The organism is Actinoplanes sp. NPDC051343 (genome assembly GCF_044455125.1).
Classification (GTDB): Bacteria; Actinomycetota; Actinomycetes; order Mycobacteriales; family Micromonosporaceae; genus Actinoplanes.
In genome coordinates, this window is record NZ_JBITEL010000019.1 from 1 (window position 1) to 24,434 (window position 24,434).

Annotated in this window: 20 protein-coding genes; 10 read left to right on the forward strand and 10 right to left on the reverse strand. The window is 70.7% G+C overall.

Annotated elements, in window-relative coordinates; translation table 11 throughout:
• Positions 1-1,095, forward strand: a 1,095-nt coding sequence (gene eccCb / locus ACIA5C_RS42720; protein WP_396065887.1) for a type VII secretion protein EccCb, incomplete at its 5' end; no start/stop codon positions are given.
• 184 nt (positions 1,096-1,279) lie between these two features.
• Positions 1,280-2,530 carry a type VII secretion-associated serine protease mycosin gene (gene mycP / locus ACIA5C_RS42725; RefSeq protein ID WP_396065889.1) on the forward strand — a complete coding sequence of 417 codons (1,251 nt, stop codon included), beginning with the start codon at positions 1,280-1,282 and terminating at the stop codon, positions 2,528-2,530.
• Positions 2,531-2,543: 13 nt separating this feature from the next.
• Here mycP and ACIA5C_RS42730 read toward each other — a convergent pair whose 3' ends face one another.
• Genes ACIA5C_RS42730 through nth form a run of 4 tightly spaced genes read right to left on the reverse strand, consistent with a single transcriptional unit; the run spans position 2,544 to position 5,881 of the window.
• A complete protein-coding gene (locus ACIA5C_RS42730; RefSeq protein WP_396065891.1) occupies positions 2,544-3,722 on the reverse strand; it encodes a MarP family serine protease in 1,179 nt (392 codons plus the stop codon).
• 34 nt (positions 3,723-3,756) lie between these two features.
• Positions 3,757-4,446, reverse strand: coding sequence for an NUDIX hydrolase (locus tag ACIA5C_RS42735; RefSeq protein WP_396066165.1), 690 nt, complete (start codon positions 4,444-4,446; stop codon positions 3,757-3,759).
• Between the two features lie 11 nt (positions 4,447-4,457).
• The gene (locus ACIA5C_RS42740; protein WP_396065893.1) at positions 4,458-5,072 is read right to left on the reverse strand and encodes a TlpA family protein disulfide reductase; all 615 of its coding nucleotides are present in this window, start codon (positions 5,070-5,072) and stop codon (positions 4,458-4,460) included.
• Positions 5,069-5,881 (reverse strand): endonuclease III, encoded by an 813-nt coding sequence (gene nth, locus ACIA5C_RS42745; RefSeq protein WP_396066167.1) that lies wholly within the window; start codon positions 5,879-5,881, stop codon positions 5,069-5,071. The genes ACIA5C_RS42740 and nth overlap by 4 nt, the downstream gene beginning before the upstream one ends.
• Before the next feature lie 372 nt (positions 5,882-6,253).
• Here nth and ACIA5C_RS42750 point away from each other — a divergent pair, with 372 nt between their 5' ends.
• From ACIA5C_RS42750 to ACIA5C_RS42760, 3 genes are all read left to right on the forward strand, one after another.
• Entirely contained in the window at positions 6,254-6,931 is a 678-nt protein-coding gene (locus ACIA5C_RS42750) for a Crp/Fnr family transcriptional regulator (protein WP_203078383.1), read from the forward strand.
• A 207-nt stretch (positions 6,932-7,138) separates the two neighbouring features.
• The gene (locus tag ACIA5C_RS42755) at positions 7,139-8,494 is read left to right on the forward strand and encodes a carboxyl transferase domain-containing protein (RefSeq protein ID WP_396065895.1); all 1,356 of its coding nucleotides are present in this window, start codon (positions 7,139-7,141) and stop codon (positions 8,492-8,494) included.
• Positions 8,491-10,494, forward strand: a complete 2,004-nt coding sequence (locus tag ACIA5C_RS42760) for an acetyl/propionyl/methylcrotonyl-CoA carboxylase subunit alpha (protein WP_396065897.1) — start codon at positions 8,491-8,493, stop codon at positions 10,492-10,494. Before ACIA5C_RS42755 ends, ACIA5C_RS42760 begins: the two co-directional genes overlap by 4 nt.
• Here ACIA5C_RS42760 and ACIA5C_RS42765 read toward each other — a convergent pair.
• The 5 genes from ACIA5C_RS42765 to ACIA5C_RS42785 all read right to left on the reverse strand — a co-directional run bounded on the left by ACIA5C_RS42765 (position 10,471) and on the right by ACIA5C_RS42785 (position 16,704).
• Positions 10,471-11,457: a serine/threonine-protein kinase gene (locus tag ACIA5C_RS42765; RefSeq protein WP_396065899.1), complete on the reverse strand. Its 987-nt coding sequence runs from the start codon at positions 11,455-11,457 to the stop codon at positions 10,471-10,473. The genes ACIA5C_RS42760 and ACIA5C_RS42765 overlap by 24 nt on opposite strands.
• 31 nt (positions 11,458-11,488) lie before the next feature.
• Entirely contained in the window at positions 11,489-15,136 is a 3,648-nt protein-coding gene (locus ACIA5C_RS42770; RefSeq protein WP_396065901.1) for an adenylate/guanylate cyclase domain-containing protein, read from the reverse strand.
• Positions 15,133-15,906 (reverse strand): MBL fold metallo-hydrolase, encoded by a 774-nt coding sequence (locus ACIA5C_RS42775; RefSeq protein ID WP_396065903.1) that lies wholly within the window; start codon positions 15,904-15,906, stop codon positions 15,133-15,135. Before ACIA5C_RS42775 ends, ACIA5C_RS42770 begins: the two co-directional genes overlap by 4 nt.
• A gap of 110 nt (positions 15,907-16,016) precedes the next feature.
• The gene (locus ACIA5C_RS42780) at positions 16,017-16,502 is read right to left on the reverse strand and encodes a RidA family protein (protein WP_396065905.1); all 486 of its coding nucleotides are present in this window, start codon (positions 16,500-16,502) and stop codon (positions 16,017-16,019) included.
• Positions 16,503-16,548: 46 nt separating this feature from the next.
• The gene (locus ACIA5C_RS42785; RefSeq protein ID WP_396065907.1) at positions 16,549-16,704 is read right to left on the reverse strand and encodes a DUF4177 domain-containing protein; all 156 of its coding nucleotides are present in this window, start codon (positions 16,702-16,704) and stop codon (positions 16,549-16,551) included.
• Positions 16,705-16,822: 118 nt separating this feature from the next.
• Between ACIA5C_RS42785 and ACIA5C_RS42790 the strand changes: the two genes are divergently transcribed.
• Genes ACIA5C_RS42790 through ACIA5C_RS42800 form a run of 3 tightly spaced genes read left to right on the forward strand, consistent with a single transcriptional unit; the run spans position 16,823 to position 20,019 of the window.
• On the forward strand, positions 16,823-17,857 hold the full coding sequence (locus ACIA5C_RS42790) for a hypothetical protein (RefSeq protein ID WP_396065909.1): 1,035 nt from the start codon (positions 16,823-16,825) through the stop codon (positions 17,855-17,857).
• A gap of 22 nt (positions 17,858-17,879) precedes the next feature.
• Positions 17,880-18,833: an ArsA-related P-loop ATPase gene (locus tag ACIA5C_RS42795; RefSeq protein ID WP_396065911.1), complete on the forward strand. Its 954-nt coding sequence runs from the start codon at positions 17,880-17,882 to the stop codon at positions 18,831-18,833.
• 58 nt (positions 18,834-18,891) lie between these two features.
• Positions 18,892-20,019, forward strand: a complete 1,128-nt coding sequence (locus tag ACIA5C_RS42800) for an ArsA family ATPase (protein WP_396066169.1) — start codon at positions 18,892-18,894, stop codon at positions 20,017-20,019.
• Between the two features lie 8 nt (positions 20,020-20,027).
• On the opposite strand, the gene ACIA5C_RS42805 is transcribed toward ACIA5C_RS42800, so the two are convergent.
• The gene (locus ACIA5C_RS42805; protein WP_203377149.1) at positions 20,028-20,330 is read right to left on the reverse strand and encodes a WhiB family transcriptional regulator; all 303 of its coding nucleotides are present in this window, start codon (positions 20,328-20,330) and stop codon (positions 20,028-20,030) included.
• Positions 20,331-20,659: 329 nt separating this feature from the next.
• Between ACIA5C_RS42805 and ACIA5C_RS42810 the strand changes: the two genes are divergently transcribed.
• Together ACIA5C_RS42810 and ACIA5C_RS42815 are read left to right on the forward strand one after the other, a co-directional pair.
• Positions 20,660-23,125 carry a transglycosylase domain-containing protein gene (locus tag ACIA5C_RS42810; RefSeq protein WP_396066171.1) on the forward strand — a complete coding sequence of 822 codons (2,466 nt, stop codon included), beginning with the start codon at positions 20,660-20,662 and terminating at the stop codon, positions 23,123-23,125.
• A gap of 132 nt (positions 23,126-23,257) precedes the next feature.
• Positions 23,258-24,355 carry a hypothetical protein gene (locus ACIA5C_RS42815; RefSeq protein WP_396065913.1) on the forward strand — a complete coding sequence of 366 codons (1,098 nt, stop codon included), beginning with the start codon at positions 23,258-23,260 and terminating at the stop codon, positions 24,353-24,355.
• Positions 24,356-24,434 lie beyond the last annotated feature (79 nt).

A 24,434-nucleotide genomic window follows, 5' to 3' on the forward strand; every position in this document is an offset into this window, starting at 1 on the left:
GAACTCGAGCCGGTCATCACCGACATCGCCACCCGCGGCCTGTCGTACGGCATTCACGTGGTCGCCTCGACCTCGCGCTGGATGGACTTCCGCCCCGCGATCCGCGATCTGTTCGGCTCCCGGCTCGAGCTGCGGCTCGGCGACCCGACCGACTCGCTGATCAACCGGCGGGCCGCGATGACCGTGCCCGAGAAGCCGGGCCGCGGCATCATCGAGCACCCCGCGGACAAGAACAAGAGCCTGCACCTGCTGACCGTGCGACCCGAGCTGAGCACGATGGACGACACCGCGGCGCTGGTCAAGGCCATCGCGACCAGCTGGCACGGCCCGGTCGCGCCGCGGGTGCGGATGCTGCCGTCCCTGGTGCCCTACACCGAGCTCGACGTCGAGCACACGACCGGCCTGCGGCTGCCGATCGGCATCGCCGAGGCCGACCTGAAGCAGGTCGAGATCGACTTCGCTTCCGACCCGCACTTCCTGCTGTTCGGCGACTCCGAGTCGGGCAAGTCGTCGTTCCTGCGCTCGCTGGCCACCACGATCATCCGGAAGTACGCACCGGAGGAGGCCCGGATCATCCTGGTCGACTACCGGCGCAGCCTCATGGACATGCCCGAATCGGAGCACCGCATCGGGTACGGCATCCAGGCCCAGAAGTCGCTCGAGTTGATGGAGTCGGTGGCCGGCTACATGGAACGCCGCCTGCCCGGCCCGGACGTGACCGCCCAGCAGCTGCGCGACCGTTCCTGGTGGACCGGACCCGAACTGTTCGTCCTGGTCGACGACTACGACCTGGTCGTGGCCGGCCCGACCAACCCGCTCACCCCGCTGCTCGAATATCTGCCGCAGGCCCGCGACGTCGGCCTGCACCTGGTGCTGACCCGGCGCTCGGGCGGCGCCGGCCGGGCCCTGTTCGAGCCGGTGATCCAGCGGCTGCGCGAGCTCTCCGCGCCCGGTCTGGTGATGTCGGGGTCCCCCGACGAGGGCGCGCTGATCGGCAACGTCCGGCCGACGCCGATGCCGCCCGGCCGCGGACGACTGATCACCCGCCGCGAGGGTGTCCGATTGGTACAGCTTGCCCATCTACCACCGTTCTAGGACCGCGGAAACCGACGCACTGGCTGTGCGATAACCATCGACCGATAAGGGCGCCGCGGCGCGATTTCGGAGTAATCTGCATCGACCATCCAGGATCAGGATTGGCGATGCGACCCGTGAGTGCTGCGCATTTGACTTGCCGGCCCGGCAGGGCGCGCCGTGTCATACCCGGCGGCGGTGAGCGTTGCTGATCTCCCGTCGATGGGGTTCCGCCGTCACGGCCGGGTTCCTCGCACTCGGCCTCACCGCCGGCCCGGCCAAGGCCGTCCCGTCGCCCGACGTCGACCCCAACCCGCTGGTCGGCGACTCGGTCCGCGAGGAGCAGTGGCACCTCAAGACGCTGAATGTGCCGGGCGCCTGGGTCTATGCCGAAGGCGCGGGCATCACCGTGGCGGTCATCGACTCGGGGGTGGACGCCGACCACCCCGACCTCAAGGGCCAGGTGCTGCCCGGCCTCGACCTGGTCGACCCGAAGGACGACGGCGACACCGACCTGGTCGGCCACGGCACCACGGTCTCGGCGATCATCGCGGGCCGGGGCGACGACAACGCCGGGGTCATCGGCATCGCCCCCAAGGCCAAGATCCTGCCGATCCGCGTGCTCAACGAGGAAAACCGCTACAACGACGCGATCATCGTGGCCAAGGGCGTCCGCTGGGCGGTCGACCACGGCGCCAAGGTCATCAATCTCTCGCTCGGCGGCAACGGCAGCAGTCCGGCGCTGGCCGCGGCCCTCGACTACGCGTTCGCCAAGGACGTCGTGGTGGTCGCCTGCACCGGCAACACGAGCGCCTCCACGAACGACCAGGTGTGGTACCCGGCCCGCGAGCCGGGCGTGATCGCGGTGGCCGGCACCGACCGGGCCGGCAACACCCTCTGGCCGGGCTCGATCACCGGCCCGGAGACGGTGGTGGCGGCGCCCGCGACCGACCTGGTCGGCGCCCGCCCGGGCGGCTACTGGAAGGTGCAGGGCACCAGCTTCGCCGCCCCGATGGTGACCGGCACCGCGGCGCTGATCCGCTCCCGGTGGCCGACGATGCCGGCCGGCGAGGTCATCAACCGCATCACCCGCACGGCGAAGGACCTGGGTCCGGCGGGCCGCGACCCGGTGTACGGCTTCGGCCTGGTCAACCCGACCGGCGCGCTGACCGCCGACGTCCCGGCGGTCATCGACAACCCGCTCGACACGTCACCCCCGCCGGGCATCGCCCGCTTCGGCGCGGCCCCGGTCTCGGGCCAGGCCCAGTCGGCGCCCGACGACGCGGTCGGCAACGTGCGGCGCCCGCCCGCTCTGGCCGACGCCGGCAGCGGCAGCGCCCCGACGATCCGGGCGGCCGGCCCGATCCGGCACGGCTGGTGGGCCGCCGCGATCCTCTTCCTGCTCTCCGCGCTGGCCGCGCTGCTGACGATCCGCCGTTTCTCCAGCGCGACCTGAACTCCGACCCTGGCTAGGCGCAGCCGCCGGTCTGTACGCCCCGGGTGCGCGTGGCGCCCTGCTGGGCGATCGGCGCCGCCTCCCGCGCGGTCAGTGCGAAGCCGGTGTTGCGGTCGTCGGCTGCCGCCGCGAAGATCACGCCCAGCACCTGGCCGCCCGGCGTGATCAGCGGGCCGCCCGAGTTGCCGCTGCGCACCAGCGACCGGATCGTGTAGATGTCGCGGGTGATGTCGTTCTGGTCGTAGATGTCGCGGCCGGGCAGTTCGTTGGCGTCGCGGACCCGGGCCGACTGCGCGTCGTACGGCCCGTCCTGCGGATAGCCGAGCACGATCGCGTTGGCCCCGCTGGCCGCCGCCTTGGGCGCGAACGGCATCACCGGCGCCTTGAGGCCGGGCACGTAGATCACCGCGAGGTCGCGCTCGGGGTCGTACACCACGACCGTGCCGTCGAGCCGGTCGCCGTTGTCCTCGACCACCAGTTCACGCGTGCCGGCGACCACGTGCGCGTTGGTCATGATGCGCTCCGGCGCGTACACGAAGCCGGAACCCTCGATGCGCCGCGAGCAACTCGGTGCCGTGCCCAGCACCTTGAGCACCGACTTCTTGGCCTTCTGCACGACCTCGGAGCCGGCCAGCTTGGGGTCGGGCGCCGCGACCTCCTTGGCGTTGGTCGGGGCGAGGCCGCCGAGCACGTTGGGGAAGCCGCTGGTGTCGAGGGTGTCGCGCAGGGCCGACGAGAGGGCCTGGGCCTGCTCGGGCATCACGCTGTTGATGCCGCCGAGGATCGCGCTGCTGCGCACCGCCTTGTTGAGCCCGGGGAACGGCGTCGACGCGAGCGGCACCGCGATCAGCCAGGCCACCAGCAGCACCGCGACCAGCGAGATGAACGCCCCGCCGAGGTCGTCGACCTTTTGCAGTGGCGGGCTGGAGATGGCACGCCGCAGGTGGGTGCCGAGCCAGCCCGCCAGGGTCTGGCCGAGCACCGCCAGCGCGAAGATCGCCACGAGCGAGACCACCAGGCGGGCGGTGCTGTCGCTGAACCGGTCGGCGAGCAGCGGGCCGACCTGCAGGCCGATGAGCACGCCGCTGAAGAAACCGCCGAACGACAGGGCGCCGATGACGAACCCCTGCCGGTAGCCGCTGATCGCGAAGATCAGCATGAGCAGGATCAGGATGCCATCGACCACGGACACTCACTCAGCGTAGAGACGCGGGACCACCCCGAGATCATGGCAGCACCTCGTCGGGCGCGCCGCCCCGCGTGGCCGGAACCGGGGCGTCCGGCAATTCCACCAAGCGCCCCGGCTGCCAGGGCCGGGACCAGCCACCGATGTCGAGCAATGTCGAGATCACCCCTGCCGTGAAGCCCCAGACGAGCATGCCGCGAACCTGGAACGCCGGTCCGATCCAACCACTGCGGTGCCGCACCCGGATACGGTTCTCCGGGTCGACGAGTTCACTGATCGGCAGCCGGGCGACGTGCGCGACCTCGGCCGGCTGACACGGGTGGACCGGGTGCGGGCGGCGCCACCAGGCCAGCACCGGCGTCACCACGAACGAGCTGACCGGGATGTAGAGCTCGGGCAGCCGGGCGAGCACCTCGACGCTGGCCGGGTCGAGTCCGACCTCTTCGCGGGCCTCGCGCAGCGCGGTGGCGACCGCGTCGGCATCGTCCGGGTCGGTGCCGCCGCCTGGGAACGCGGGCTGGCCGGCGTGGTTGCGCATGGTCGCCGCCCGCTGCAGCACGAGCAGATCGGGGCCGGCCTCGTCGCTTTCGCCGAACAGGACAAGGACCGCGCTGGGCCGGCCGGCGCCGGCCGGCGCCTGCAGGGCGGAGAAGTCTTCGGTACGCAACGACGCGACCCGCCCGAGCAGCGGGTCGAGCCAGTCCGGCAGATCGGCCGGCCGCTCGACCACCTGACCGCCGCTCACCGGGCCACCGTCACTCCGGTGTGGGCGTGCACCTGGTCGGGCAGCGTCTTGTCGGTGAGGGGCGCCCGGTAGATCGTGCGGCGGCCGCTCCGGTCGACGAAGACGGTCATCGGCAGCCCCTGCCCGGCCAGCGCGGCGAACAGCGTCTGGTCGGGGTCGAACAGGTTGGGCATCGTGACCTGCTTGGCGGCGGCGAACGACGCACCGGCCTCGCGCCGGTCGCCGGTGTCGACCCCGAGCACGGTCAGCTTCCCGGCGTTGGAGGTGGCGAGCGCCTGGATGACCGGCAGTTCGGTGCGGCACGGCCCGCACCAGGAGGCCCAGAAGTTGATCACGGCGGGCCCTTTGATCTCGGTGAGCGCGACCTGCTTGCCTCCGGTGAAGCAGGGCAGCCGCAGATCGGGTAGGTCGGTCGGTGCCGCGGCGGGCGCCGCGGACGGCGCGGCCGTGATCGCCGAGCAGTCGGCGAACGGCGAGGGCGTGTCGTCGTCGCCCTTGCCCGAGCAGGCGCCCCCGGCGAGGGCGAGCACCAGGGCGGCCGGCCCGGCGACCCACCGCCGTACGGCAGGTGGCCGCCCCGAGGGCGGCCGGGCCGGGCCCGCTGGCCTCACGGGGCTTCCGGGGCCAGCACGGCCGCGGTCGGCACGAGCTCGGGGTCGACGCCGGCGGCCACCGCCAGTTCGCGCGCCCGCGGGCCCTTGAGCAGCTTGGCCGCGGCGGCCGCCTCGGTCGGGCCGGTGCCGTACGACGGGCAGAGCGCGGCCAGCGTGCACGCGCCGCAGGCGGGCTTGCGGGCGTGGCAGACCCGGCGGCCATGGAAGATCACCCGGTGCGACAGCATCGTCCAGTCGCGCTTCTCGATCAGGTCGGCGACCTGGAACTCGATCTTGACCGGGTCTTCCTCGTGCACCCAGCCGAAGCGGTTGGTGAGCCGGCGGAAGTGGGTGTCGACGGTGATGCCGGGAACGCCGAACGCGTTGCCGAGGATCACGTTGGCCGTCTTGCGGCCGATGCCGGGCAGCTCGACCAGCCGGTCGAGCCGGTCGGGCAGCACCCCGTCGTACTTCTCGACGAGCGCCTGGCCGAGCTTCATCACCGAGTCGGTCTTGGCCCGGAAGAACCCGGTCGGCCGCAGCAGTTCCTCGAGCGCGGTGCGGTCGGCCGCCGCGTAGTCGGCCGCGGTCGGGTAGAGCTTGAACAGCGTCGGGGTGACCTGGTTGACCCGCACGTCGGTGGTCTGCGCGGAGAGGACCGTCGCGACCGCCAGCTCGAGCGGCGTCGTGAAGTCGAGCTCGCAGTGTGCGTCGGGGTGGGTGTCGGTGAGGATGCGCGCCATCTTGCGCGCGCGTCGCTTGCGCCCGATCGGTGTCTCCCCCGCGAATCTCCGGGCCGATTTCTCCAGCGCCGATCGCCCCACCACAGTCACCGGTAAAGAGTACGTCGGACCTACGACAGGAACGATCACCGACCGGGTGCGTCGGTAATCGGACTGAACGCCTTTCACATATCGACGTCGATGCGATGCCCGACCGGAAGCCCGACAGTCGGGACGGCGCGCCCGAAATGGGGCCGGGGCTGGGAATTCATCGACGGTGACGATACCGTCGGGTAGCGATCGCGGACGACCGTCGAATGGCTTGTACGACCCCGCCGAGGGGCCCGATTAATACTGGCCGTCACGACCGAAGCGGTTACCCTCCGGTATCTGGATCAAGGGGTGGCCGCCCGATTCTCGCCCGCGTGCGCCTAGACTGATCGAGCGCAAGCGTTGCGCGTGTTCGGAGGTGCGGGCATGGATGAGGTACTGGCGCGCAGCGGAATCTTCCAGGGTGTCGACCCGGAGGCCGCCGAGGCGCTCGCCAAGGAGATGGACACGGTCGAAGTCCGTAAGGGCGACGTCCTGTTCAACGAGGGCGAGGCCGGAGACAGTCTCTACATCGTCCTCTCAGGCAAGATCAAGCTGGGCCGCCGGGCGGCCGACGGCCGGCAGAACCTCGTTTCGATCATGGGTCCGTCGGACATGGTCGGCGAGCTCTCCCTGTTCGACCCGGGTCCGCGCACGGCGACCGCGACCGCGGTGACCGATGCCCGGATGGCCCGGCTCAAGAAGACGTCGCTCCGGCCCTGGCTCAACAACCGCCCGGAGATCGCCGAGCAGCTGCTGCGGGTGCTGGCCCGCCGGCTTCGGCGCACCAACGACGCGCTGGCCGACCTGATCTTCACCGACGTGCCGGGGCGGGTCGCTAAAAACCTGCTGCAGATGGCGGGCCGGTTCGGCACCCGCGACGGCGGTGTGTTGCGCGTCACCCACGACCTCACCCAGGAGGAGTTGGCCCAGCTGGTGGGCGCCTCCCGCGAGACGGTCAACAAGGCGCTGGCCGACTTCGCCTCGCGCGCCTGGCTCCGACTCGACGGCAAGAGCGTGATCATCCTGGACCCGGAGCGGCTCGCCCGCCGGGCTCGCGTCTGACGTCAGAAGGACCTTCTAGGGGCTGCCCACATGGGCAGCCCCTAGAAGGCGTTCATTACCCCTGAAAAGGCGACAAAGCGCGCGCAACTGAATCCGTGTCGCACCTACTCAGCCGCTCGTTACGGAGGTGGTCGAGAGGCACCGGCGGACACGAGAGGTTGCGGCTTTGAACATGCAGGGGGGCGTACTCCGCATCGGGGTGCCGACGTGACCGTGCTCGACACCGCCCTGGACCCGCGCAACCCCGGTTACCTTCACCGGCGCGGCGCCACGCTCGAGCGGCTGGTCCGGCTCGAGGCGGCCCTCGACCAGGCCCGCGCGGGCGGCGGCGAGAAGGCCGTGACCCGGCACCACGCGCGAGGCAAGCTGCTGCCCCGCGAGCGCGTCGAGATGCTGCTCGACCAGGACAGCCCGTTCCTCGAGCTGTCGCCGGTCGCGGCCTGGGGCACCGAGGTGCCGGCCGGCGCGGGCGTGGTCACCGGCCTCGGCGTGGTCGAGGGCGTCGAGTGCGTGCTGGTCGCCAACGACCCGACGGTCGCCGGGGGCGCGGTCAACGCGTACGCCCTGACCAAGATCCGCCGGGCTGCCCGGATCTCCTCGATCAACCGCCTGCCACTGGTGACCCTGGTCGAATCGGCGGCCGAGGACGCGCCCGAGGCGGCACCCGGCGGCGGCATCGCCCGCGACCTGAGCCGGCTGGCCGCCGAGCGGGTTCCCACCATCTGCGTAGTCTTCGGCGCGACCACCGGTGACGCGGCGTATCTGCCCGCGCTCTCCGACTACACGATCATGGTGCGTGGGCCGGTCCGCACGGTCACCATCGCGCCGCAGCCGACGGGCGAGGAAGCCGACGGTCCGGCCGACCAGCTGGCCGAGGACGAACGGGACGCCCTGCGGCTGGCCCGCCAGTGCGTACGCCGCCTCAACTGGCGCAAGCGCGGACCCGGCCCGCGGAACTTCCCGCCGCCCCGGCCCAAGTACGCCCCCGACGACCTGCTGACCATGGCCGACGTCGACCCGGGAACCCTGTTCGACCCGCGCGAGGTCCTCGCCCGGATCCTCGACGACAGCGACTTCGACGAGTTCAAACCGGCCCAGGGCACCGCGCTGGTGACCGGCTGGGGCGAACTGCACGGCTACCCGGTGGCCGTGCTCGCCAACGTGGGCGCCGAATTCACCCCGGCCGAGACCCAGAAGGCCGTGCATTTCATCCAGCTCGCCAACGCCGCCGACACGTCGCTGCTGTTCCTGCGCCACCCCGGGCCACCGGGCCGCGAGGAGCAGGCCGCCCCGCTGGTGCACGCGCTGGCCAAGTCGACCGTCCCGCACCTGGTGCTGCTCGTCGGCGGCGCCGCGGTGCCGGACGGCGTCGACGAGCCACGCTTCGTCTTCAGCTGGCCGGTCGAGAACGACAACGGCGCCGGCGAGAAGGACGACGACGGCGTCATCGACCCTCGCGACACCCGCACAGTGCTCGGCATCTGCCTGTCCGCCGTGCACAGCGCGGTGGTCGAGGGTGCTCGGCACGTCGGCGTATTCCGACCCGGAAAGGTTGACCAGTGATCCGACGTCTCTTGGTAGCGGACCGAGGCGAGATAGCCCGCCGGGTGTTCGCCACCTGCCGCCTGGTCGGCATCGAGACCGTCGCCGTCTACTCCGACGCCGACGCGGACGCCCCGCACGTTGCCGAGGCCGACTACGCGGTCCGCCTGGACGGTTCGGCGCGCAGCGCGTACGTACGCGGCGATCTGCTGATCGTGGCGGCGCAGCGTTCCGGGGCGAACGCCATCCACCCCGGCATCGGGATGCTGGCCGAGGACCCGGAGTTCGCGGCCGCGGTCGCCGACGCCGGGATGATCTGGGTCGGCGCGCCCGCCAAGACGCTCGGCACGTTGCGCAGCAAGACCGAGACCAAGGACATCGTGGCTGAGGCGCACGTGCCGGTGCTGCCGACGTTCACCGACCCGTCCGAGGTGACCTCGTTCCCGGTGCTGATCAAGCCGGAGGGCGGCACCGGCGGGACCGGCATGCGGGTGGTCCGGGACGCCTCGACGCTGGCCGAGGCGATCGCGCAGACCCGGCGCGAGGTCGGCGACGACGTCTACTGCGAGCCGTACGTCGAGAACGTGCGGCACATCGAGATCCCGATCATCGCCGACGAGCACGGCGCGGTGATCCCGTTCGGCGAACGCGAGTGCTCGATCCAGCGCCGCTACCAGAAGATCATCGAGGAGACGCCGTCCCCGGCCGTCGACCCGATCCTGCGCGAGCAGCTGTGCCGGGCCGCCGTGGTGGCCGTACGGGCGATCGGCTACGTCGGCGCCGGCGCGGTCGAGTTCCTGCTCGACGCGGACGGCGACTTCTGGTTCCTCGAGCTCACGCCGACCCTGCAGGCCGAGCACGCGGTCACCGAGTGCGTCTCCGGCTACGACATGGTCCGTCTCCAGCTGTTGGTGGCGGAGGGCGGCAGCCTGCCGATGCCGGGGCCGCCGCCGATCCGCGGGCACGCCATCGAGGTGCGGATCTGCGCCGAGGATCCGGCGTACGCCTGGCTCCCCGCCACCGGCACCCTGCACCGCTTCCAGGTGCCCGACGTGGCTGGGGCGTTCCGCCCGCTGGCCCAGCCCGGGCTGCGGCTGGACGCCGGGGTGGTGGACGGTTCGACGGTCGGCGTGCACCGCGACTCGACGCTGGCCAAGCTGGTCGCCTGGGCGCCCACGCGGCAGGAAGCGGCCCGGATGCTGGCGTCGGCGCTCACGCGTACCCAATTGCACGGCGTGGTCGCTAACCGCGACCTGCTCGTCCGGGTCCTCCGGCATCACATCTTCCGGACCGGTGACGTGGACACCGGTTTTCTCGACAAGCATCCCGAGGTGTTCGCGCCGCTGCTGAGCACCGTCGACGCCGTACGCATCTCGTGCCTGGCCGCGGCGCTGGCCGGCGCCGCCGGACGGCGCGCGACCGCCCCGGTGCTCGGATCTCTGCCCTCCGGCTGGCGCAACGTGCCGTCGGGCTGGCAGACCGCGGTCTACGACGGCCCGGTCGGGCCGGTCGAGGTCGGCTACCGGATGAACCGGCACGGCGAGCTGTCGGGCTGGTGGATGCGCGCGGTCGACCCGGAGGAGCTCGACCTCGCCGGCCTCGGGCAGGCGCCGGTGGTCGACGACCATCCACGGACCGTGGTCGTGCTCGCCAGCGACGAGAAGGTGGTGCTGGACGTCAACGGCATCCGGCTGACGTTCAACGTGCACCGGGTCGGTGAGGTCTCCTACGTGGACAGCCCGGAGGGTTCGGTCGGGCTGCGCGAGGTGTCCCGTTTCCCGCTGCCCGCCCCCGAGGCGGCCGAGGGTTCGCTGATCGCCCCGCTGCCCGGCGCGGTCCGGCGGGTGCTGGTTGTGCCCGGCCAGCGGGTGCGCGCCGGCGAACTGCTGCTCACGCTGGAGGCGATGAAGCTGGAGCACCCGGTGCACGCGCCGAGCGCCGGAGTGGTGGCGTCGCTGCCCGTGCGTCCGGGCGCCGAGGTCGACACCGGCGAGCTGCTAGCGGTCCTGGACCCCGAATAGGCCGAAGAGCCGCTTGCGGCGCGGCTGCTTGATCGGGGCGTGCACGGTCGGAGTGTTGTCGCCCGTGTCGTACAGCCGCGGCGGCGGGACAAAGGACGATCCCGGGAAGGAACTCGAAGGTCCGGCCGACCGGCCGGGCCCCAGCTGTACGCCGGTGAGCAGTTCCCGCAGCTGCTCGGCCGTCGGCCGGGACCGCGCGTCGTTGGCCATCCCCCACCGCAGCACGTCGAGCAGCGCGCCCGGCACCCCGGGCAGGTCGGGGATCGGCTGGTTGAACAGGTCCATCAGCGTGATCAGGCTGGGGCTGCGGTCGGTGTCCCAGCGGGGCGGCCGCCCGCGCATGACCGCGTAGAGCGTGGCGCACAGCGCGTAGACGTCGGCGGCGCCGGACGGCTCGTCGTGCCGGAACATCTCGGGCGGCGCGTAGGCCGGGGTGAGCACCTCGAGGGTCACCGACGAGTCGCGCATCTCGGCCAGCACGGCCAGCCCGAAGTCGGCCAGCACGGCCGTGTTGAAGTGCGAATAGAGGATGTTGGCCGGTTTCACGTCGCGGTGCAGCACGCCGTTGGCATGCGAGTGGACCAGCGCGTCGGCCAGCTTGATGCCGATGTCGCGGGTCTCGACGGCGTCGAGCGGCTTCACCCTCATCCGATCGAGGTACGACCCGTCGCACAGCTCCATGATCAGGTAGGGGTGCTGGTCGACCGTGACCCCGACGTCGAACAGGTCGACGACGTGCGGGTGCGACGACATGCGCCCGGCCGCCCGCGCCTCACGCAGAAACCGGGCCTGGTCGCGATTGGTCTCCAGGCGGCGGTTTTCCACCTTGATGGCGACCTCGCGGCCGACCGAATCCTGCGTGGCCCGGAAGACGGTGGCGTATCCCCCGCGGGCCATGACCGACAGGCCGGACATGCCCGGCACGTACGGCACGGGCAAGGCTCCGGGCGTGGTCTCCGTCATGAGACAAAAAATACGCCAGGAGAGCGGCTGATCATCCGGGCCGGTCAGACGCGTAGGCGACAGTTTCCGCCGGGCTGGGGTCGATCGCGGCCACCGCCAGGGTGTCGCGCAGTTCCTCCGCCCCGGCCCGTTCGCTCACCTGTTCGGTCCCGTACGCCAGGTGGACCGCCTCCTCGGCCGCCGCGCGGGCCTGGTCGCACATGCCGGCCGCGGCCAGCACCCGCGCCTGGACCATCGCGGCCAGCACCTCACTGCGTACGTCCTCGGCCGGCACCTCACGGGCCCGGCTGATCCAGGTCAGCGCCGACTCGATCCGGTCGTCGGCGAGCAGGGCCGACGCGTACGACGCGAGCGCCTGCCGCCGCGAGAACAGCAGCGAGGGCGCCGTGTCGCCGGCGATCGGCGCGAGCAGCCCGATCGCGGTCGTCGCGTCACCGGCCCGCAGCCGCGCCTCGGCCAGCAGCACCCGGGGCCCGACCTGGGCCGGGGCCAGCGGGTTGTGCGGCTCGACCGAGGTCATCACCCGGCGCGCGTCGGCCTCGGCCCCGGCGAAGTCACCCCGCTGCAGCGCCACGAAGCCGCGCATCGTGCCCGCCATGCCCAGCAGCAGCGGGTGCCCGGTGCGATCGGCGTAGCCGAGCGCGTCGGTGAGCAGGTCATAGGCGTGGTCGAGCTCGCCGAGACCGCGCGCGATCGCACCCCGCACGACCAGCGCGAGCCCGCGGCCCCAGTCGTCGCCGACCGCGTTGAAGTCGCGGTAGGCCCGCCGGGCCTGGCTGTCGGCCTCGCCCAGTTCGCCCAGCTCGGCCGCCGCGTACGCCTCGACCGCGCGCAGCGTGCCGACCGCCCACGCCTCACCGACCCGGTCGCCGAACGGCAAGAACACCCGGGCCAGCCGGCGCGCCTCGGCCAGCCGCCCGGCGAGCAGCCGCGCGAACGCGGTCGTGCCGCGCAGCCACGAGCGCCCGACCGGGTCACCCAGCTCGGCGAAGAGCCGGGCCGCCCGCCCGAGCACCGCGTCGGTGCCGGCGAAGTCGCCTCGGGTGGTGGTCACCCAGGCCAGGTTTTGCAGCGCCCAGGCCTGGCCGTGCCGGTCACCGGCGGCCAGCGTCACCTGGTAGGCCGCGGCGAACCGGCTGCTCGCCTGGCTCAGCCGCCCGCCGAGGAAGTCGGCCATGCCGAGCCGGCGCATCGCGTTGGCCCGCTCCGGCAGCAGTTCGGCCTCGGTCGCCACCTCGAGAGCCTCCTGCCAGGCGGCGGCCGCCTGACCGGGATCGCCGAGCGCCTCCTGGGCCCGCCCGATCACCAGCAGGGCTTCCGCCTTGGCCACCGGATCGTCGTCGGCGTGCAGCGAGATCTTTTCGCCGTAGGCCAGCGCCTCCTCGGTGCGGCCGAGGCGCAGCAGGGCACGCGCGTGCACCAGCTGGTCGGCCAGCGGCAGAGCGTCCTTGGCCAACGCCGAAGCCCGCTCGGCATATTCGATCGAGGCGGTCGGCTCGATGTTGGCCAGTGCCCGCCGGGCCAGGCGGCCCAGCGCGGCGACACCCAGCGGGGCGACATCGCGGACGGCCGCTTCCGGCCTCAGGCGTACGGCGTCGGCCAGCTCGACCGCACATTCGGCATGGGTCGCGACGAAGTTGTCCCGTTCGCTCTCGGTCAGGCTCAGGCGGCTGGCGCCGTCGTAGCCGAGCCGGTCGACGGTTTCCGGGGCGGCCCAGGTCGCCAGGTAGGCGTGCCGGTCGGCCAGGTCGGCCTTGCCGATGCCCGAGTACGCCGCCTCGCGCATGAGAGGTGTCGTGAAGGCATAGCCGCCGCGCATCCGGTGCAGCATGCGGCGCTGGAGCAGCTCGTCGATCGCGCGCTCGAGCTCGACCGCGGCGACCGCACCCGGCCGGGCGTCGCTGGCCGCGCGCCGCTCCCGCAGCGCCTCGATCACCCCGGTCGGCACGGCGTCGCCGACCACGGCCGCGTCCCGCAGCACCGACCGCGGCTCGGCCGGCAGCGCGTCGATGCGCGCGGCGAGCACCGCGGCCAGGTCACGGGAGAGCAGCTGGCTGCCGAGCGATCCGGCGGCGAGCTGCCATTTGCCGGCCGCGTTGGCGCCGACGGCCGGGGTCAGCGCGCCCCGCTCCATCAGCAGCGTGACCATCTCGGCCAGGTAGAACGGGTTGCCCTGGGCGGTCGCCAGCAGCCGGTCGTTGTCCGGCTGCGGCAGTTTGCCGCCGTTGAGATAGGAGGTGAGCAGGCGGGACGCGTCGGCACCCCGCAGCGGGGGCAGCGTGTGCACCTCGGCGTCGGCGAGCCGGGTCAGCGCCCCGGCCGTACGCACCAGCTCGGGGCGTCCGAGCAGCAGCACCACGACCGGTCCTTCGAGGCGTGACAGCGTGCGGCCGAGCGCGTCCACCGTCGACGCGGTCGCATCGTGCAGGTCGTCCACGATGACCACCAGCGGCGCTTCGGCGGCCAGCGCGGTGAGCAGTTCGGCGACCGCGTTGGAGATCGCGTCGGCGTCGGCCCGCTTGGCGGCGGGCTGCCAGTCGGCGGCCGCGGCCGGCCCGACCGGGTTGGCCGGGGCGTCACCGTAGCCGAGCAGTCCGAGCAGGCGGTCGATGTCGATGTGCGGGGTCTCGCCGTCCCGGGACAGCCGGTTGGCCAGCTTGCGCAGCCGCTCCTCGACGACCGTGCGGCCGACCGTGGAGACGACGTCCTTGGGCAGGCCGACCGACTTGCGCACCAGGTCGGCCAGGGGCGCGAACCTTCGCCGCTCACCGAAGGCGCGGCAGCGTACGCGCAGAACCCGGGCACCGGTGTGGTTGGCGTACCGTCCGTTGCCGACGTCGTAGCCGGCGGCGAGCCGCTTGACCTCGCCCGCGAAGCGCGATTTGCCGATGCCGGCCTCCGCGGTCATCACCATGACCCGCGACGTGCCGGCGTCGATCGCCTCGGCGAGCCGCCCGGCGACCCGGCCGAGTTCGGTCTCGCGCCCGACGAACGGCGCCTCGTCGCCCAGGCCCGAGCGGGTGCCCGGGGCGTCGTGCAGCCCGAGCAGTTCGTAGGCCGGCACCGGCTCGCGCTTGCCCTTGAGGCGCAGCGGCCGCAGTTGCCGCCAGGAAGCCACATGCCGGGTGCCGCCGCTGGTGCGCGCACCGGCGTAGACCGCACCGACCGCGGCCGCATCCGCGAACCGCGCGGCCGTGTTGACCGTGTCGCCGATGACCGTGTATTCGATGCCGGCCTGGATGCCGGCCACCACCTCGCCGGTGTTGACGCCGATGCGCAGGCCGAGCGGGGCACCGCCGCCGCGTTCGTCGTCGAGCACCCGGCGCACCGCGCGCTGCATGCTCAGGGCGGCGCGAACCGCGCGCTCGGCATCGTCCTCATGGGCCACCGGGGCGCCGAAGACGGCCATGATGCCGTCGCCGGTCAGCTTGTCGACATGGCCACCGAAGGTCTTCACCGCTCCGGCCAGCGCGGCCAGCACGCGGTCGGTCACCGCGCCGACCCGCTCCGGGTCGAGATCTTCCGACCAGGAGGTGAAATCGGACAGGTCACCGAAGAGCACGGTCACAATTCGTCGCTCGGCCGCCGGCAGAGTGGCAGCGGCCGGCAGGGCGGCACCGCAGTTGTGGCAGAAGCGGGCGCCGGGCACGGCGACGGTTCCACACACGGGACAGGTCACAGCCGATCCAACCCGTCGGGCGGTGTTCCTGATTCCCGATTTTTGTGACGCAGATAATCCAGTTGGGCGGCGGCCGACCACTCGGCCGCGAAACGCAGCCGCGGTTCGATCCCGGGATAGACGAGATCAACCACTTTCTCCGGAGTGTCCGCCCCGGCGGCCATCGCGGCCTCGACCTGCGCCAACCGCTCCCGGCGATGTTCCCGGTATTCGTCGGCGACGGCGGCGACGTCGGTGCGGACCGGGCCATGGCCCGGCAACATCAAAACCTTCCCGTACGCGGCGAGCACGTCGAGGCTACGCAGGTAGTCACCCAGGTCGCCGTCGGGCTTCGCCACGACCGTGGTGCCGCGGCCGAGGAGCGTGTCGCCGGTCAGCATCACCTGCTCGTTCCCGCATTCGACCAGAAAACACACCGAATCGGCGGTATGGCCGGGTGTGTCCAGAACTCGAATGTCGAGCCCGTTCGTCGTCAGCCGGGCCTCGCCGGACCGAACCGGCGTGCCACCCAGCAGCTCGGACAGGCGGGCAACGCCCTCGACGTGGTCGTGGTGACCGTGAGTGACAAGAATGAACTCAAACGGCCCGAGTTCGACGATCCGGGCGAGATGTCCCTCGTCCAGCGGACCCGGATCGACCACCACCGCCCGCTCGTGGCCGGGCGCGCGCAGCACCCAAGTATTTGTGCCGTCCAGGGTCATCGGCCCCGGGTTCGGGGCGCGCACCAGCGTCGCCCAGCCCGATAGGCCGTCCAGCCCAGCACCCCCCATGCGCGAATCGTACGTCGCGCATGGGGTGTGAGCCGAGGACCGGATGTGCGATCTCAGGCCCCACTCAGGTCACGCTGAGCTATCTGTTCGGCCGTTTTCCTATCATTCAGTCACACGATCTCGGCGATGATCTCGACTTCCACCGGGGCGCCCAGCGGGAGTTCGGCCACGCCGACCGCGCTGCGGGCGTGCCGGCCCAGCTCGCCGAGCACGTCACCGAGCAGGTTGGAGGCGCCGTTGATCACCGCGGGCTGCCCGGTGAAACCCGGCGCGGACGCCACGAACCCGGTCACCTTGACGATCTTGGCGATGCGGCCGATGCCGACCAGCGACTCGACCGCGCCGAGGGCGTTCAGCGCGCAGATGCGGGCCAGGTCGGTCGCCTGCTCCGGCGTGACCTCGGCGCCCACCTTGCCGGTCAGTTGCAGCTTGCCCTCGACCATCGGGAGCTGCCCGGACACATAGACATAGTTGCCCGACTGCACCGCCGGCACGTACGCCGCCAGCGGCGGCACCACGTCGGGCAGCGTCAGGCCCAGCTCGGCCAGCCGCTCGTATGCGTCCGCGGACCCCTCGCCCGCCACCGGCGTCGTCATGCTGTGCCCTCCGTCGGCAAGCTCGGCCGGCCCTCGGTCCGGGCGATCATGCCTTGGGCCGCTTCATATAGGCGATCAGCTGCTCCGAGTTGGGTCCCGGCACGACCTGCACGAGCTCCCAGCCGTCCTCGCCCCAGTTGTCGAGGATCTGCTTGGTCGCGTGGACCAGCAGGGGCACGGTCACGTACTCCCACTTCTGCATCGCTCGGTTACTCCCTATCAGTCGGCTACCGCGCCAGCTTAGGGCCCCCGGCCGCCCGGTTTGGCCTAGGCTGAGCGGGTCAACCGACCGACTCGCCGACGCCGTCACGGAGGGCTACATGACGCACCCGCAGGGCGGTCAGCCGGGCCATCCGGAGCCTGTCCCCGGGCCGTCACCCGAGCCCGAGCCGACGCCCCCGTTCCCACCACGCGAGCCGATCCCGCCGCCCGAGCCGCCGCACACCTGGCCTCCTTACGCAGACCCCCACTCGGGCGGCCCGTACTCCCAGCCCGGCCCGCACTCCCAGACCGGCCCGCATTTCCCGGCCGGGGCGGATTTCATCGACGCTCCGCCGGACCAGACCGCCGAGGTTTTTCCGCCGCCCGGCTCTTTTCCCGGTGAAGCCGTCTCGCCCGAGGCTCCTTCCAGCGTCATCCCCAGCGAGACCGCCGAGCAACCCCTCGTCGCGCCGGACCCGACGCAGGTCATCCCGGCGATCGGCGCGAGCGGCGGGCATCAGCCGCCGCCGGCGCCGCCCTGGCACGCCCAGCACGAGGCGCCCGGCCAGTGGCAGACCCAGCCGCCCGAGCATCTGGCCTGGCAGCACAGCCCGCCCGCCGACACGTCCGGCCGTCCCGCGCCGATCTGGTCGGACGCCCAGCAGCAGCCGCAGCCCTGGCAGGTGCCGTTCGCCCCGTCCGCGCCGCCGCGCCGGCGCCGGGGCACGCTCTGGATCTCGCTCGCTCTCGCCGCCACCCTGCTGCTCTGCGGTGGGGGCGCGGTATCGGCGTACTTCCTGTTGCGCGACGCCGACAGCCCGGGTTCGCCCGACCCGGCGACCGCGGTCAACCGCTTCCTGACCGCCGTCTACTCCCAGCAGGACGCCAACTCGGCCGAGCAGTTCGTGTGCCGCGAGTCGCGCGACAAGACGAAGCTTGCCGAGCGGGTCGACCAGATCCGGACGTACGCCGACGGTTACACCGACCCCGTCTTCCGCTGGGCCGACCCGGCCGTCTCCGACCAGACCGGCGACCGTGCGACCGTGGCAGTCCAGCTCACCATGTCGACCAGTGACGAGAAGACGGCCGAGCAGAACCTCCGCTTCACGGTGATCCACAAGACTGGCTGGCTGGTCTGCGAGGTTTCGGGTTAGCTCGGCGCCGTACCGTTGTGGCATGGGTGAGCACGTCAACAGGTGGCCGGCACGACTGCACGTGGTGACCGGCAAGGGTGGCACGGGCAAGACGACCGTGGCCGCCGCCCTGGCTCTGGGTCTGGCTGCGGGCGGCAAACGCACGCTGCTGGTCGAGGTCGAGGGCCGCCAGGGCATCGCCCAGCTGTTCGAGCTCCAGCCGCTCCCCTACAAGGAACTGCGCATCGCCCAGGTGGCGGGCGGCGGCGACGTGCGCGCGCTCGCCGTCGACCCCGAAGAGGCCCTGCTCGAATACCTCGATATGTTCTACAAACTCGGCGCGGCCGGCCGGGCGCTGCGCAAGATCGGCGCCATCGACTTCGCCACCACCATCGCCCCCGGCCTGCGTGACGTGCTCCTCACCGGCAAGGTCAAGGAGGCCACGACCCGGTCCCATGAGGGCCGGCGGGTGTACGACGCGGTCGTGCTCGATGCACCGCCGACCGGCCGGATCGGCCGCTTCCTCAACGTCACCGCCGAGACCGCGCGGCTGGCCAAGATGGGTCCGATCAAGACACAGAGCGAGGGCGTGGCGTCGCTGCTGCGTTCGCCGATCTCCTCCGTGCACGTGGTCACCCTGCTCGAGGAGATGCCGGTGCAGGAGACGCTGGACGCGATCGGCGAGCTGACCAAGCTGCACATCCCGGTCGGGCGGATCATCGTCAACGGCGCCCGTCCGGCACTGCTGACCGGGGGCAAGGTGACCAAGGCCCAGCTCAAGCGAGGACTCGGCGAGGCCGGCCTGCCGGGTGACACAGCCACGGTGACCGGGCTGGCCGCCGAGGCCAAGGCCTACCTGACCCGGCACGACCTGGAGGAGTCGCTGCGCACCGAGCTGGCCGACGCCGGCCATCCGGTGGTCGAGCTGCCGCTGCTGCCCGGCGGGATCGACCGGGCGGCGCTCGACGAGATGGCGTCGATACTCATGCGGGCGTGACCCGTCACAGTCGGCCAGCCTCCGATCAACTACCGATTACTCTGGAGTAGTGGCTGATGTGACCGCGGAGCGCCTCGATGTCGACGGCCTGCTCGCAAATCCGGCCACCCGCATCGTGGTGTGCTGCGGTGCGGGCGGCGTCGGTAAGACGACCACGGCTGCGGCGCTCGGCGTCCGGGCGGCCGAGGTGCACGGGCGGCGCACGGTCGTGCTGACCATCGACCCGGCCCGCCGGCTGGCCCAGTCGATGGGGCTGAGCGAACTCGACAACACCCCGCGCCAGGTCAAGGGCATAGACGGCGGGAACGGCGGCGAGCTGCACGCCATGATGCTCGACATGAAGCGCACGTTCGACGAGGTGGTGCAGCAGCACACCACGCCGCAGCGGGCCGCCGAGATCTTCGCGAACCCCTTCTACCAGGCCATGAGCTCGACCTTCGCCGGCACGCAGGAATACATGGCGATGGAGAAGCTGGGCCAGCTGCGGTCGGCCGACGAGTGGGACCTGATCGTGGTCGACACCCCGCCGTCCCGTTCGGCGCTCGACTTCCTGGACGCACCGGCCCGGCTCTCGCGCTTCCTCGACGGGCGCATGCTGCGGCTGCTGCTCGCGCCCGCCCGGGCCGGCGGTAAGAGCATGTTCAGCCTGGTCACCGCCTCGTTCGGCCTGTTCTCGCGGGCGGTGCAGAAGGTCCTCGGCGCGCAGTTGCTGACCGACCTGTCCGGTTTCGTGGCCGCCCTCGACTCGATGTTCGGCGGCTTCCGGCAGCGGGCCGACGACACGTACCGGATCCTGCAGGACCCCCAGACCGCGTTCCTCCTCGTTGCGGCTCCGGAGCGGGACGCCGTACGGGAAGCGGCCTATTTCGCCGAGCGGCTCGTCGCCGAGCGGATGCCGCTCGCGGGTCTGGTCCTCAACCGGATGCACCACTCGGACGTGGCCGGGCTCTCGGCCGAGCAGAGCGAGGAGGCGGCCGCCGCGCTCGAGGCGACGGGTGACCAGCCGATGACCGCGGATGTGCTGCGCGTGCACGCGGCCCTGATGCGCCAGACCGAGCGTGAGATCGGCGTCGCGGCCACCTTCACCGACGCGTTCCCGCAGGTCCCGTCGGCGGTGGTCACGGCGCAGCCCGCCGACGTGCATGACGTCGACGGGCTGCGGACGATCGGCGCGCTTCTCGCGTGAGCCCCGCCTCAGCGGGTCGGGACGAGCACCTTGTCGGCGCCCTTCTCCTTCATCGCGGCTTCGAACATCTTCCGCCAGCTCGCCACGTGCGGGTGGCGGCGCAGAAGAGCCCGCCTCTCCCGTTCCGTCATGCCTCCCCAGACGCCGAACTCGATCCGGTTGTCCAGGGCATCGGCGAGGCATTCGTAGCGGACCGGGCAGCTGCGGCAGATCCTCTTAGCCACGTTCTGCTCGGCGCCCTGCACGAAAAGCGCGTCAGGGTCGCCACTCTGACACGCCGCCATGCTGGGCCAATCGCTGATCATCCCCATCGGTTTACGTCCCCCCTTGCTTCCCCCTGACGTCTGCGCCCTCATGACCCTCGAGCAGGTTCTGTCCCCAAGCAGCGCAGACGTCGTGCGATGGCTCGCCGGACCATCATGCTCTGTAGTCGGGCGATTACGCAACGTTGTCCCTCAAATACGTATAGCCCGGGAGTTCTGGGCATAGGACACAAACCGCCGGGATCAGCTTTGGTGCAGTTCGGGGAAAACGGACGCGGGTTGGCCCCGAAGAGGCACAATCAGTCCGAGGGAGGGTTGACCTTCTCGACGGGCCGTCGTGTGCGTGCTTCGCGTACGCTGCTTCGGTGACCTCCTGGATGCGCAGACGTGATCACAACATTTTCGCCAACGCGAGTTCGTTGCTGATCTGCGGTTTACTGGCCGGCGTTGTCGTCGCCGCGGCCGCCTTCCCCGCCGCGGCCATGTCCGGTCTGGCCGCCAAGGCCGGTGGCGAAACCTTCGCCAAGCTGCCCAGTGAGCTCAAGGCCTACAGTTCGCCGCAGATCTCCCGGCTCTACGCGTCGGACGGCAAGACCCAGATCTCGCAGTTCTACGACGAGTTCCGCAGCGATGTCCCGCTCAAGGACATCTCGCCCTACATGCAGGGCGCGATCGTCGCCGCCGAGGACCGCGAGTTCTACCACCACAACGGTGTCGACCTGAAAGGCGTCGCCCGCGCCTTCGTCAGCAACAACAACGGCAACTCGAAGCAGGGCGCCTCGACCATCACCATGCAGCTGGTGCGGTTATCGCTGGCCTACTCGGCCACCAACCCGCAGGAGGTCGTGGCCTCGACCGAGGACACGCCCAAGCGCAAGGTCACCGAGATGAAGTACGCGCTGCAGATCGAGAAGGAACTCGGCAAGGCCGCGATCCTCGAGCGCTACCTCAACATCGCGCCCTTCGGCAACCAGGCGTACGGCATCTTCGCCGCCAGCCAGGTCTACTTCAACAAGAAGCCGAAGGACCTGACCGTCGGCCAGGCCTCGATGCTGGCCGGCATGGTCAAGGCCCCGAGCGGCTTCGACCCGACCACCCCGGTGGGCTACAAGCAGATCAAGGACCGCCGCAACAACTACGTCATCCCCGGCATGGTGCAGATGGGCGCCATCACCCAGGCCCAGGCCGACAAGGCGCTCAAGGAGCCGATCCCCACCAAGGTCACGCCGGTCGGCAACGGCTGCGTCTCGGTCGCCAAGAACAGCTGGGGCTTCTTCTGCGACTACTTCTACCGCTGGTGGATGAGTCAGCCACAGTTCGGCGCCACGGCGTACGACCGGGAGCGCCGCCTGAAGAGCGGAGGCTACCGCATCGTGACCTCGCTCGACGTCACCGCGCAGGACTCGGCCCGCAAGGAAATCACCGACGAGATCAAGGACACGAACAAGAACGCGATCCTGCTCGCCGGCATCGAGCCCGGCACGGGCAAGGTACGGGCGCTGGCGGCCAACCGGAAATACAAGCTCGACGACCCGTCGCACCCGGCGAACAAGATCTCGTCCGACCCGGCCAAGGCACGCCACAACCAGCGCGGCTCCTACCCCAACACGACCAACCCGCTGATCACCGGTGGCGGCGACATCGACGGCTACCAGGCCGGCTCGGTGTTCAAGATGTTCACCATGGTGGCCGCGCTCGAACACGGCATACCGCTCAGCCACACGATCAACGCACCGGTCCAGGCCAAGACGCACTACATCGTCGAGCCGAGCAGCCCCTCCGCCTGCGCGGGCACCCACTTCTGGTGCCCACAGAACTCCGACCCCAGCGAGGCCGGCGTCTACGACATGTGGGGCGCCTTCGGTAAGTCGGTGAACACGTACTTCGTGCCCCTGGAGGAACAGGTCGGCGCGCAGAACGCGGTGGCGGTCGCCAAGCGGTTCGGCATCCAGTTCCGCTCCTCGCAGGACGCGCAGTACGCCAACACCACGCAGGCGGCCAGCCAGTGGGGTGCGTTCACCCTCGGCGTCTCGGCGTCGACCCCGCTCGACATCGCCAACGCGTACGCGACCCTGGCCGGCGACGGCATGTACTGCTCGCCGACCCCGATCACGCAGATCACCACCCAGGACAACGAGAAAATCGACATCGGCAAGCCGTCCTGCATCCGGGCGACCAGCTCCGACGTGGCCCGGGCGGCGCTCGACGCGGCCCGCTGCCCGGTCGGCGACTCGGCCCAGCTGGGTCACTGCAGCGGCCGAACCGCGGGCGACGTGCGCGGCGTGGTCGGCCACCCGGTCTTCGGCAAGACCGGCACCACCGACAAGGACAAGACGGCCGCGCTGATCGTCGGCACCACCTCCCTGGTCGTGGCCGGCTACATGGTCAACCCCGACTACCAGAACCACTCCGACCACATGTCCCACCCCATGGTCAACACAGCGGTGATGGACACGCTGCGCGACTACATGAAGGGCAAGCCGAAGACCCAGTTCAAGGTCCCCGGCGACAAGAAGATCAGCGAGGGCGACCAGCGCTCCATCCCCGACGTAACGTGCCAGTCGATGGACGCGGCCAAGTCGGAGATCGAGGGCGCCGGCTTCGACGCCACGGTCGGCAACCCGGTCGACTCCAGCTGCCCGGCCGGCACGGCCGCCGACACCAACCCGAGCGGCCGCACCGAGAAGGGCGGCGTTGTCGTCATCGATCCGAGCAAGGGCGGCGGCGGCAACCAGCCCGGCAACGGCGGCCAGGGCAATGGCGGCCAGGGGAACGGCGGCCCAGGCAACACAGGCCCAGGCAACGGCGGCCCAGGCAACGGCGGCGGCAAGCCAAGGCGCTGACCAACGCAGCTCAACGGGCGGGACACCTCTGGTGTCCCGCCCTTCTGCGTTTCAGACGACCACGGACTACAGGCACAGCGGGCAGGAGCGGTGCAGCCAGGCATTGCTCATTGGACAGAAAAGCATACTGAGATGATCATCGAGCGCCTGAAAGGGCTGCGTAAAAGCCGCCATATTTACCGAGCAGCATCGCTATTTCTGCTGGTCCTGTCAGCAGCATCGCTCGCGCTTCTGGCCGGAGACCGTTGGCTGTTCCAGTCCGATGCACCCAGTCGACTTCCGGATGAAAAATCAAGTGTGGGGTTCGGGCTGCAGGGCGTGGACCGTCTAGAACCGTATAACGCGGTAAATCGACCCTACTTCAACTTCTGCCCGGTGGAAAACGGAAAGTGGCGCATACGGTTCAACTGGCAAATCGATGCGAGCGCGGACCCGCAGAAGTTCATCGAGACAGCCCCCACCGTTGTGCTCACCGTTCCAGACGACGCCACCGGAATAACCCCCGAGAAGACCGTCGCTTCGGACCCAGAGACCGGCGTGGTCCAGCGTGGAGGACACGCTCTGACTTCAGTCACCGAGTCCACGTCTCCACCTGGTGAAAGAAGGCTCAGTCTACGGCCCATAGCTCTGGCTCGCGCGACTGACGGTTCGCCGAGGTCCAACGTCGCCTATTACGGTGCCTATTTCGAGACTTCCTCGATGGATCGAGGTCGCGACGGTCTCGCGAAACGCCATTTCAAACTGTCTCTGGCCCAGCGCCCGACCGGCACGGACGCGGTACCTTCCTCGTACATCCCGAAATACACGGAGCCAGGAACACTGGAGTTCATACTCTGCTCGTCCGACGACGGCCGAAAGGGCGCGGTGGACACGGATTCCCTCTATCCCGCACCAGACCAGACACTTGAGCGCGGGAAACTCACATGGGGAACACTAGACTCCAGCGCATTCTCGATATCGGGGAACGTAAGCGGAGGCATCCTGCCCAAGATTGTCTCGAACGCCGGCTGGTTCGCTGCCAATTCATTTGCAGCCGCCCTCGGAGCCGTTTACGGCGCCGGGCTCGAAAAGCCCTTGCCAGATCCGCCGACTCCAAATACAACCAAAGGTCCGTCGAACCAGGCCGCCAAAGGTCGAACGCCGCCCGGCCGAGCGACCAGCCCGGAAAGATCCGCGGCAGCCCCGGCGCCCGAAACGAAGCGGCGCCGAAAGAAGAGCCGAAGAAAGTGATCACACAGGATCGTGCGATCTATTTTCGGCGACCCGGCGTAGGCCAGCGCCAGCCGGCGGCTCTGCTCGGCTTGACACG

Excerpts from the sequence above, each read along its gene's own strand:
- ACIA5C_RS42750 (WP_203078383.1), top strand. The coding sequence starts at position 6,254 with ATGGATGAGGTACTGGCGCGCAGCGGAATCTTCCAGGGTGTCGACCCG.
- ACIA5C_RS42765 (WP_396065899.1), bottom strand. The coding sequence starts at position 11,457 with ATGACGGAGACCACGCCCGGAGCCTTGCCCGTGCCGTACGTGCCGGGC.
- ACIA5C_RS42775 (WP_396065903.1), bottom strand. The coding sequence starts at position 15,906 with ATGGGGGGTGCTGGGCTGGACGGCCTATCGGGCTGGGCGACGCTGGTG.
- ACIA5C_RS42780 (WP_396065905.1), bottom strand. The coding sequence starts at position 16,502 with ATGACGACGCCGGTGGCGGGCGAGGGGTCCGCGGACGCATACGAGCGG.
- ACIA5C_RS42785 (WP_396065907.1), bottom strand. The coding sequence starts at position 16,704 with ATGCAGAAGTGGGAGTACGTGACCGTGCCCCTGCTGGTCCACGCGACC.
- ACIA5C_RS42790 (WP_396065909.1), top strand. The coding sequence starts at position 16,823 with ATGACGCACCCGCAGGGCGGTCAGCCGGGCCATCCGGAGCCTGTCCCC.
- ACIA5C_RS42795 (WP_396065911.1), top strand. The coding sequence starts at position 17,880 with ATGGGTGAGCACGTCAACAGGTGGCCGGCACGACTGCACGTGGTGACC.
- ACIA5C_RS42805 (WP_203377149.1), bottom strand. The coding sequence starts at position 20,330 with ATGGGGATGATCAGCGATTGGCCCAGCATGGCGGCGTGTCAGAGTGGC.
- ACIA5C_RS42810 (WP_396066171.1), top strand. The coding sequence starts at position 20,660 with ATGCGCAGACGTGATCACAACATTTTCGCCAACGCGAGTTCGTTGCTG.
- ACIA5C_RS42815 (WP_396065913.1), top strand. The coding sequence starts at position 23,258 with ATGATCATCGAGCGCCTGAAAGGGCTGCGTAAAAGCCGCCATATTTAC.